This window comes from Streptomyces sp. NK15101, from assembly GCF_020400725.1.
Taxonomy (GTDB): domain Bacteria; phylum Actinomycetota; class Actinomycetes; order Streptomycetales; family Streptomycetaceae; genus Streptomyces.
Genome location: NZ_JAINVG010000153.1, coordinates 1 through 9,025 on the forward strand (window position 1 = coordinate 1; position 9,025 = coordinate 9,025).

A 9,025-nucleotide genomic window follows, 5' to 3' on the forward strand; every position below is an offset into this window, starting at 1 on the left:
CGATTGCCCACCACGGGGTGGGCGGGGGCGGGCACCGGCCAGGTGGTACGACTGCCCACGACGGGGGCGCGTGGGGTGGGCGTCGGTGTGGTGGTGGGGCCGTGCGCGGCAGGGCCGGGTGGCAGACTCGGGGCATGTTGGAGACCTCCGCGCGGCTGTTGCGGCTGCTGTCGTTGCTTCAGGCCCATCGCGAGTGGTCCGGTGCCGATCTCGCCGAGCGGCTCGGAGTGACGGCCCGCACCGTGCGGCGGGACGTCGACCGGCTGCGGGAGCTCGGCTACCCCGTGCACGCCAGCCCCGGCACGGGCGGCGGGTACCAGCTCGGGGCCGGCGCCGAGCTGCCGCCGCTGCTCCTCGACGACGAGGAGGCCGTCGCGGTCGCGGTCGGGCTGCGGTCCGCCGCCGGCCAGGGCGTCGAGGGCATCGGCGAGAGTTCCGTGCGCGCCCTGGCGAAGCTGGAGCAGGTCCTGCCGGGCCGGCTCCGGCGCCGGATCGGGGCGCTCAACGACTTCACGGTGCCCCTGCTGCGCACCCCGAGGGAGCGGGTCGATCCGGCGGTCCTCACCGAGCTGGCCAACGCCTGCCGGGACGGCGAGCGGCTCCGCTTCGCGTACCGCGACCACGGCGGCACGGCCACCCGCAGGACCGTCGAACCGCACCGTCTGGTGTGCACGGAGCGGCGCTGGTACCTGGTCGCCTGGGACCTGGACCGGGACGACTGGCGTACGTTCCGGGCCGACCGGATCGAGCCGGCCCCGCCGCACGGCCCCCGCTTCCCGCCCCGCGAGCCGCCCGCCGAGGACCTGGCCGCGTATGTGGCGAAGGGCGTGTCCGGCACCGCCTACGCGGCGGAGGCGACGATCCGGCTGCTCGTCCCGCTCGCCGAGGCGGCCGCGGTCGTCGGCGCGCTGGACGGGGTCCTGACGGCGGACGGCGAGGACGCCTGCCTGCTGCGGACGGGGGCGAACACCCTGGACATGATGGTGTTCCACGTGGCGTTCATGGGCTTCGAGTTCGAGGTGGTCGAGCCGCCGGAGCTCGTGCAGGCGGTCGGGGCGCTCAGGGACCGGCTGTCCCGGGCCCTCGACCGGTCGGGCGCCGGTCCGCGGCCGGGGCGCTGATCCGCAGCCGTTCGTACGTTCTCGGGCCGGAAGACCACGGCGCCGAGTCGCCGGTCGGCCTCCAGGGCGAGCAGCGCCGCCGCGAGGACGGGGAGGGCGACGAGTACCAGGGTCGTGCCGAATCCGGAGAGCGCGAGCCCCGTGAACCACAGGTCGACGCCGACGCCCGGGGACCGTTCCAGGCTGTCGGGCGGCGCGTAGGCGGTCCAGCCGAAGGCGGCGGGGCCGGTCGGGGTGAGGAGGGAGCCGATCACCATCGGCCCGCCGAAGAGGAACAGCCAGTACGAGAACAAGTTCAGCCGCGGGAAGGCGACGTCGGGGGAACCGATCTGCAGCGGCATGATCGCGTTGGCGAGGCCGGCGAAGGTGGGCGTGGCGAAGAGCAGCAGCATGATCGTGCCGTGCAGGGCGAGGGCCTGGTTGTACTCGAGGTTCGGGACGAGCCGGAGGCCCGGGCGGGCCGGCTCGGCCCGCATCAGCATCGCCATGAGCCCGGCGAGCAGGAAGAAGACGAACGCGGTGGCCAGGTAGAGATGGCCGATCTTCTTGTGGTCGGTCGTGGTGAGCCAGTCGATCAGGACGCGGCCGTGCCGCTGCCGGGCCGGTTCGGAGGTCGCGGTCGCCGTCCCGTCGCCCATCGCCGCCTCGGCCTCGCCCTCCCCCCGGCTCCGCGTCTCCGGGCGTTCCGACAGCGTAAGCATTGTGTAAGGGAAGAGTGCGTGCCACACGTGCGCGTCGCCGACGCAATTCGGGGCCGTCGGCGGGAAGAAGGGAATTGCCGGTGCCTTGTCGGCGCTTCCGCGCCCTTCGTGCGAACTGATGGGTACGGCTCGGAATTACTGGAGAAACGGCCGGAAACCCGCCCTGCGACTGACGGGCGGACAGGGCGAGCATATGTCGAGAACTTGTGACACAAGCGTGACCGCCGAGGGACTAACGTGAGGTTCATGTCACCCACTTCGCGCACTCCCGAACCGCCCCGCGACGCTCCCGAGTCCTATGTGGGCCTTGCGGCCGAAGGAGCCGAGCGACTTGCCAGGACCCGCGGCTGGAGCGTCGTCCGGTCCCTGCCGCCCGGCTCGATCATCACCATGGAGTACCTGTCCGGGCGCATCAACTTCGAGGTCGAGGACGGCACCGTCACCCGTTGCTGGCTCGGCTGAGAAGCCGGCGGGACCGCACGGACGAGGGCCCCGGCCGCATCGGCCGGGGCCCTTCGCGTACGCGGAGGAGCGGTGCGGATCAGCCGCGGGTCACCGGGGCGCGCCGGCCGCCGGCCATTCCCACGGGCTCCCGGACGGGCTCACGTACCGGCTCCTCGGGCGCGGGCGGGCGCGGCGGGAAGAACGCGGGGCGCGGACCGCCGGAGGCCACGGGCAGCGAGGGCACGAGCCGGCGGCGCTCCCGCAGCCGCTCCCGCACCCGGTCGCGCGCGGCGAGGATCCAGGACTCCGCCACGGCCAGGACCGGCTCGCACCAGGGCAGCGCGAGCAGGACGAGGAGCCCGGCGGCCCAGCCGAGCAGCACGTCGCTCAGCCAGTGCGTGCCGAGGTAGACGGTGGTGAGGCCGACGCCGAGCGCGACCACCGCGGAGAGGGCCGACAGATAGCGCCGGGCCCTCGGCGTGGTCGCCAGATAGGCGAGGATGCCCCAGGTCACGACCGCGTTGGCGGTGTGCCCCGAGGGGAATATGTCGCCGCCGGCGAAGAGCTCGGCCGAGCCGACCTGGGTCGCGTAATGGGGTCCGAGGCGGCCGAGTCCGAGCTTGACCGAGCCCACCGAGACGTTGAGCAGCAGGAGGGCGGCGCCGAGGCACAGCAGGGGACGCAGGGTGTGCTGGCGCCAGGAGCGCCAGCCCAGCCAGGCGGCCACCATGACGGCCGTGGGGCCGCGCTGGCCGAGGACGACGTAGTAGTCGAGGAAGCCGTGGATCTCGGGCCACTGCTGGTACGGCCGGAAGAGCATGATCTTCCAGTCGAGGGTCACCAGCCACGTGGAGAGCAGGACGGCCACGACGATGGCGAGATAGAACGCCGACGTCCCGCCGAAGAGGGCGAGACGCGTGCGGGTCATCCGCGGGACCTCTATCTTCGGCGGTTCCGGCTCCCGGTCCAGCCGGGCAAAGATGTCGGTACGCACCCAATGGACGTTACAGGGAGTGAGAAGCAGACCCGGTCGTTCCGCTCCCTTCGTGATGACCATGTGATGTGGAGTAGGTCTCAGTGACCAGTCCATTCCGGCCGTCCGTCGGGAAATCCGATGACCTTCCGCGCTATTCCCGCGCGGGGCGATTCCGGAAGTTTGTTTGAGCGTGCCGGAATTCCCTCAAACAGACGTCCGTGCGGAATTCCATGCGACGCGCGGACCGCGCCGAGTGGCGTACGCCACACACCGAGCCCCGGCGAGGTGAGAGCTGCACCACGCGCTCGGGCCTTGAACTCGCGTACGCTGACGGCTCACTCGCCCGTCGATGCCGGGCCGCCCCAGGGGCATACGCCCTGGTCACAGCCCACCGAGCGCGAGAGCTTCACTGGGAGGTACGTACATGTCGCGGACGAACACGGCCCAAGGGCGATCGCGTTCCGCCGTCGGCTCCGGCGCCAACCGCTGGGTCGTCCTCGTCGTCCTCTGCGTCAGTCTTCTCCTGGTCGCCCTCGACGCGACCATCCTCCACGTCGCCGTCCCCTCCCTCACCGAGGACCTGCGCCCCAGCTCCACCGCGCTGCTCTGGATCGTCGACGCCTACCCCCTGGTCTGCGCGTCGCTGCTGATCCTCTTCGGCACCCTCGGCGACCGGGTCGGCAGACGGAGGGTCCTCCTCCTCGGCTACGCGCTCTTCGGCATCTCCTCGGCGGTCGCCGCGCTCGCCACCGAGCCCGCGGTCCTCATCGGGGCCCGCGCGTTGCTCGGCGTCGGCGGCGCCATGATCATGCCCGCCACGCTCTCCATCCTCCGGGCGGTCTTCCCCGACCGGAGGGAGCGCGCCACCGCCATCGGCGTCTGGACCGCCACCGCCGCGATCGGGGCCGCCACCGGACCGGTGCTCGGCGGCTTCCTCGTCGAGAACTACTGGTGGGGATCCGTCTTCCTCATCAACATCCCGCTGATGGCGCTGATCCTCCCGCTCGGCCGCCGCCTCCTCCCCGAGTCCCGGGGCGCCGGCGACGGCCCCTGGGACGTGCTCGGCGCGCTCATGGCCGCGGCCGGCGTGCTCGGCTGCGTCCTCGGCGTCAAACGCGCCGGGGCCGGCGACCCGCTGCTCGCCCTGCCGACCGCCGGGCCGCTGCTGCTCGGCGCCGCGCTCCTCGTCCTCTTCGTACGGCGGCAGAAGCGGCGCCCGCACCCGCTGATCGACCTGCGGCTCTTCTCCCGGGCCGCCTTCACCACCTCGGTCGGCTGCATCGTCATCGGCATGCTGGCCCTGGTCGGCCTGGAGCTCATCGCCGTCCAGTACCTCCAGCTGGTCCTCGGCCTCAGCCCCCTGGAGACCGGGCTCCGGCTCCTCCCGCTGACCTTCGCCGCCATGGCCGCCGGCGCCACCGGCTCGTACACCCTGCGCCGGGTCGGGCCGCGCCGGATGGTCGGCTGGGGCTTCGTGCTCACCGCCGCCGCGGTGCTGCTGCTCACGCTCATGGGGCAGCACGACCGGCCGCTGCTCCTCACGGTGGGGTTCGTGCTGCTCGGCTTCGGCCTGCAGACCACGCTCTTCTCGGCGTACGAGTCGATGCTCAGCGAGGCGCCGCAGCAGAGCGCGGGCGGCGCGGCCGCGATCGGCGAGACCTCGTACCAGCTCGGCGCGGGCATGGGCATCGCACTGCTCGGCAGCGTGATGAACGCCGTGTACGCCCCCGCGCTCGCCTCGGTCCCCGGTGTGCCCGCGGAGGCGAGCCGGGCCGCCGCGAACTCGCTCGGGGAGGCCTACAAGGTCGCCGACCAGCTCGGCGGCACGGCCGGAGGCGCCCTGCACCAGGCCGCCCGGCACTCCTTCGTGCACGGCCTGCACGTCACGCTCTTCGTGAGCGCCGGGCTGCTGCTCGTCGGCGCGCTGATGGCCCGGCGGCTGCCGCGGATCATGGAGTGTTCGGTGGATCCGGAGGAGGCCTTCGACGCCCGGGAGGCCCGGGGGGAGCTCTCGGACCGGAAGGGTCCGGGCCGGGCCGCGGGGCCCTGGGACACGGAGCCGGCCGCGGTCGGGACGGTGGCGGGGACGCCGGAGGCGGCATCCGTCGGTCCCTCGGAGCGGGCCGGTTTCGCCGGGATGTCCGCCGTGGCGGAGTGGGCCGACCGCTCGGAGCGGGCCGGTGCCCCGGGGACGTCCGGTGTGCCGGGGCAGGCCGATCGTCCGGAGGCGTCCGGTTCCCCGGAGGGGGGCGAGCCGCGGGTGCCCGCGACCCGGGAAGTGATCGAGCCCGCCGGCTCGGGGCGCCCGGCGCACTGACCCGATCCCGTCGGGCGGTGCCCGGTCCGGCCGGCGGACCCGCTCAACTCTGGTTGAAGAAACCGTCCTGCTGACGCCGGCCCGTCTCGCCGGTGACGATCTGGGTGTCGGCGGGGGTCAGCAGGAAGACCCGCGTCGCCACGCGCTCGATCGAACCGCGCAGGCCGAAGGCGAGACCGGCGGCGAAGTCGACGACGCGCTTGGCGTCGTTCGGCTCCATCGCGGTCAGGTTCACGATCACCGGAACCCCGGCCCGGAAGAGCTCGCCGATGCCCCGGGCGTCCCGGAAGCCGTCGGGAGAGACGGTGGCGATCCGGCGGCCCCGCTCCTCGGCGGTGTCCGTGGCCACCCGGACCCGGGGGTCCGTCACCCAGGCGTCGCCGCCCTCGGCACCGTCGGCGTACTCGTCGTCGTAGTAACGCTCGTCGTTGTCCTCGACGAGTCCCAGCCAGGCACTCGCCTTGCGCACCGATCCCATGGACGCCTCCTTTCAGCGCGGTCACTTGTGGTTCCGCATTTCCCTATCGTCGTCCATGATGCGGATCGCGCGCCAAGTGGATAGGCGCCGCGCAGGGGATTCGTGACGGTACTGGTGCAGAACGTGAGGGCCGTTTCCTGGCGATTCGTCAGGAAACTTGCGGTATGAGGGCCCTGACGGAGGGCCATGCAGCTGAAAATATGAAAGTCGGGTCACAAGGGTGACGATGGGCGCGTACGGGTGAACGGACCCACTCGCTACGATGCCGCGAGGCCGCACGGCGGACCTTCGCCCGCCCAGCCCGCGACTCACGGGGGAGTCCTTGTTCGGAATCGTCAGACCCTGCACCCACCGCCTCACCGAAGGTCTCAGGACCGAGTGGATGGCCCACCTCTGCGGCCTCTGCCTGGCGCTCCGCGCCGATCACGGGCAGCTCGCCCGGATCGTCACCAACTACGACGGGCTCATCGTCTCCGTCCTGACGGAGGCTCAGACCGGTGTGACCGAGGCGGGCCGCCGCACGGCCGGGCCCTGCGCGCTGCGCGCCATGCGGACCGCCCCCGTCGCCCGCGGCGAGGGAGCCAGACTCGCCGCCGCCGTCTCGCTCGTCCTCGCCTCGGCGAAGGTCCGGGACCACGTCGCCGACGGGGACGGCCTGTTGGCCCGCCGCCCCGTCGCCGCCGCGGCCCGCCGCGTCGCCCGCTCCTGGGACAGGGCCGGGGCCAGGACCGGCCGGGACCTCGGCTTCGACACCGCCGTCCTCGTCGACGCCGTCGACCGCCAGACCGGCATCGAGGCCCTCGCGGGACCCGGCACCCCCCTGCTCACCGTCACCGAGCCGACCGAGACGGCCACCGCCGCCGCCTTCGCGCACACCGCCGTCCTCGCGGGACGGCCGGGGAACGCGGCGCCGCTCGCCGAGGCGGGCCGCCTCTTCGGCCGCCTCGCCCACCTCCTCGACGCCGTCGAGGACCAGGCCGCCGACGCCGAGAGCGGGGCGTGGAACCCGCTCACGGCCACCGGCACCTCCCGAGAGGAGGCCCGCCGGCTCGCCGACGACGCCCTCCACGGCATCCGCCTCGCCCTGAAGGACGCCGAGTTCGCCGACGGCAGGCTCGCCCACGTCCTCCTCGCCCACGAGCTGCGCAACTCGGTCGACCGCGCCTTCGGCACGACCAGCTGCTCGCACGGTGCGCCGGGCGCGGGCCGCGGGCCGGTGCCGGGGAACCCGTACGCCTCCTCCTACGGCCCGGTGCCCGGCAACCCGTACGCTCCCGGCCCCGGTGGACCCGGCGGCCCGGGAGGTCCCTACGCCCCCGGCCCCGGCGGCCCGGGCGGCCCCGGCGGTCCGCTCCCGCCCGAGCCGCCGAACCGGCGCGGTCTGATCGCCGGCTGCGCCCTCTGGCTCGGCCTCGCCTGCACCTGTCAGATGTGCTGCGGGACCTTCGAGGACCCCTGGACCCGCCAACGGCGCGAGGGACTCTGCCAGCAGTGCGACCCCGGCAGTTGCTGCGACTGCTGCGACTGCTGCAGCAACTGCTCCTCCTGCTGCGAGGGGGACGGCTGCTGCGGCGACTGCGGGGGCTGCGACTGCGGCTGCAACTGCTGACGACCCGTCGGAGCCCCGCGTGCCGCCGCTACTTCTTCGGCGCGGGGATCTCCGGCGGGGAGATCCGCGACCGCTCGATGCCCGAGGCGGTCACCCCCCACTTCTTCAGGATCCTGTCGTACGTCCCGTCGGCCTTGAGGCCGTTCACCGCCGCCTGGAAGGCCGGTGCGAGCGGGGTGCCCTTCCTGAAGGCGAAGCCGACGTCCAGGCGCCGGTATTCGTTGAGGAACTTCACGTCCTTCTGCTGCGTCACCGCGTACCGCACGCCGTTGATCGTGTTCATCACGACGTCGCTGCGGCCCTGCTGGAGCGACATCCAGATCGCCCCGGTCTCGCTGTAGACGTTCACCTCGTACGCCGGCTTCCCGGCCTCCGCGCACCGGCCCTTGTTCTTCTCCAGGGTCCGCTCGAAGGTGGTGCCGGCGTTCACGGCCACCTTCAGGCCGCACAGCTGCGTGAGGTCGGTGACCGCCTTCAGGCTGCTGTCGGCCCGGGCGGCGAAGCCCTGCCCGTCGTTGATGTACGTCACGAAGTCGATGGTCCTGCGCCGCTCCTCCGTCACGCCGAAGTTCCCGGTGCCGACGTCGTACTTGCCGCTGCCGAGCGCCGGCAGGATCGCCTCGAAGCCGACCACCTCGCGCTTCAGCTCCAGACCGAGGGCCTTCGCCACGGCGGCCGAGAAGTCGGCGTCCACGCCGACGACGGTCCTGCCGTCCGGCAGATAGGCCGAGCTGGGCGGAGTCGCCACCGAGGAGGCGAGCGTCAGGCTGCCCCGCCGCCGCACATCGGCGGGGAGCAGCTTCGCCGCCGCCTCGTTCTTCCTCACCGCCGCCACCACGTCCTCGGTCGGGAGCGCGCCCTTCGCGGCGCCCGGCGCTCCCGAGGCCCCGGCCGGGGCGGTCGCGGGCTCGCCGCCCGAGCAGGCGGTGAGGCCGAGCGCGGCCGCGGTGATCAGGGCGAAGACGAGGGTGGTGCGTGCGGTGCCGGAACTCGTGCGCGTACTCATGGCTTCGGGTTCTCCAGGAATTTCTCGAACGGCAGCGGGCCGATCGACTCGGGATCGGCGGACACGTCGAAGAGCGGGCGGTAGCCGCCGGCCAGGTAGAGGCCCTTGGCCTCGGGCTGGCGGGGCCCCGTCGTCAGGTAGATGCGGGAGTAGCCGCGGTCGGCGGCCTCCCGTTCGAGCAGGGTGAGGACCCGGCGGGCGAGACCGCGCCGGCGGTGCGCCGAGTGCGTCCAGATCCGCTTCAGTTCGGCGGTGTCCTCGTCGTAACGGCGGTAGGCGCCGCCCCCCCCCGGGCCGCCCGGGCGGGCGCGGCCGGGGCCCTGGGCCGCCCCCCCCCCCGGACCGTCGCCCGGGGCGTCGGACCCGAGCCGTC

General features: G+C 73.3%; 8 protein-coding genes and 1 pseudogene. 4 read left to right on the forward strand and 5 right to left on the reverse strand.

Annotation, left to right across the window (positions count from 1 at the left end):
- Positions 1-134 precede the first annotated feature (134 nt).
- On the forward strand, positions 135-1,121 hold the full coding sequence (locus K7G60_RS37490) for a YafY family protein (protein WP_225805440.1): 987 nt from the start codon (positions 135-137) through the stop codon (positions 1,119-1,121).
- A gap of 17 nt (positions 1,122-1,138) precedes the next feature.
- On the opposite strand, the pseudogene K7G60_RS37495 reads toward K7G60_RS37490, so the two are convergent.
- Positions 1,139-1,759, reverse strand: a pseudogene (locus K7G60_RS37495) (cbb3-type cytochrome c oxidase subunit I); the annotation flags it as partial.
- Positions 1,760-2,068: 309 nt separating this feature from the next.
- On the opposite strand from K7G60_RS37495, the gene K7G60_RS37500 reads away from it, so the two are divergent.
- The gene (locus K7G60_RS37500) at positions 2,069-2,284 is read left to right on the forward strand and encodes an I78 family peptidase inhibitor (RefSeq protein WP_225805441.1); all 216 of its coding nucleotides are present in this window, start codon (positions 2,069-2,071) and stop codon (positions 2,282-2,284) included.
- 79 nt (positions 2,285-2,363) lie between these two features.
- Here the strand turns inward: K7G60_RS37500 and K7G60_RS37505 are convergent, their stop codons facing one another.
- Positions 2,364-3,194, reverse strand: a complete 831-nt coding sequence (locus K7G60_RS37505; RefSeq protein ID WP_374115743.1) for a phosphatase PAP2 family protein — start codon at positions 3,192-3,194, stop codon at positions 2,364-2,366.
- 472 nt (positions 3,195-3,666) lie between these two features.
- On the opposite strand from K7G60_RS37505, the gene K7G60_RS37510 reads away from it, so the two are divergent.
- Complete coding sequence (locus K7G60_RS37510; RefSeq protein WP_225805443.1) at positions 3,667-5,559, forward strand: MFS transporter; 1,893 nt, start codon at positions 3,667-3,669, stop codon at positions 5,557-5,559.
- A 43-nt stretch (positions 5,560-5,602) separates the two neighbouring features.
- On the opposite strand, the gene K7G60_RS37515 is transcribed toward K7G60_RS37510, so the two are convergent.
- Positions 5,603-6,037, reverse strand: coding sequence for a cell division protein SepF (locus K7G60_RS37515; RefSeq protein WP_116161774.1), 435 nt, complete (start codon positions 6,035-6,037; stop codon positions 5,603-5,605).
- Between the two features lie 322 nt (positions 6,038-6,359).
- Here K7G60_RS37515 and K7G60_RS37520 point away from each other — a divergent pair, with 322 nt between their 5' ends.
- The gene (locus tag K7G60_RS37520; protein WP_225805444.1) at positions 6,360-7,646 is read left to right on the forward strand and encodes a DUF5685 family protein; all 1,287 of its coding nucleotides are present in this window, start codon (positions 6,360-6,362) and stop codon (positions 7,644-7,646) included.
- 28 nt (positions 7,647-7,674) lie between these two features.
- On the opposite strand, the gene K7G60_RS37525 is transcribed toward K7G60_RS37520, so the two are convergent.
- Both K7G60_RS37525 and K7G60_RS37530 read right to left on the reverse strand, forming a co-directional pair.
- Positions 7,675-8,652: an ABC transporter substrate-binding protein gene (locus K7G60_RS37525; RefSeq protein WP_225805445.1), complete on the reverse strand. Its 978-nt coding sequence runs from the start codon at positions 8,650-8,652 to the stop codon at positions 7,675-7,677.
- A partial coding sequence (locus K7G60_RS37530; protein WP_225805446.1) for a GNAT family N-acetyltransferase occupies positions 8,649-9,025 on the reverse strand: 377 nt, incomplete at its 5' end. The genes K7G60_RS37530 and K7G60_RS37525, both read right to left, overlap by 4 nt.

What these genes read in the sequence shown, in the direction of transcription:
- K7G60_RS37490 (WP_225805440.1), top strand. Translation starts at nt 135, where the DNA reads ATGTTGGAGACCTCCGCGCGGCTGTTGCGGCTGCTGTCGTTGCTTCAG.
- K7G60_RS37510 (WP_225805443.1), top strand. Translation starts at nt 3,667, where the DNA reads ATGTCGCGGACGAACACGGCCCAAGGGCGATCGCGTTCCGCCGTCGGC.
- K7G60_RS37525 (WP_225805445.1), bottom strand. Translation starts at nt 8,652, where the DNA reads ATGAGTACGCGCACGAGTTCCGGCACCGCACGCACCACCCTCGTCTTC.
- K7G60_RS37505 (WP_374115743.1), bottom strand. Translation starts at nt 3,194, where the DNA reads ATGACCCGCACGCGTCTCGCCCTCTTCGGCGGGACGTCGGCGTTCTAT.
- K7G60_RS37500 (WP_225805441.1), top strand. Translation starts at nt 2,069, where the DNA reads ATGTCACCCACTTCGCGCACTCCCGAACCGCCCCGCGACGCTCCCGAG.
- K7G60_RS37515 (WP_116161774.1), bottom strand. Translation starts at nt 6,037, where the DNA reads ATGGGATCGGTGCGCAAGGCGAGTGCCTGGCTGGGACTCGTCGAGGAC.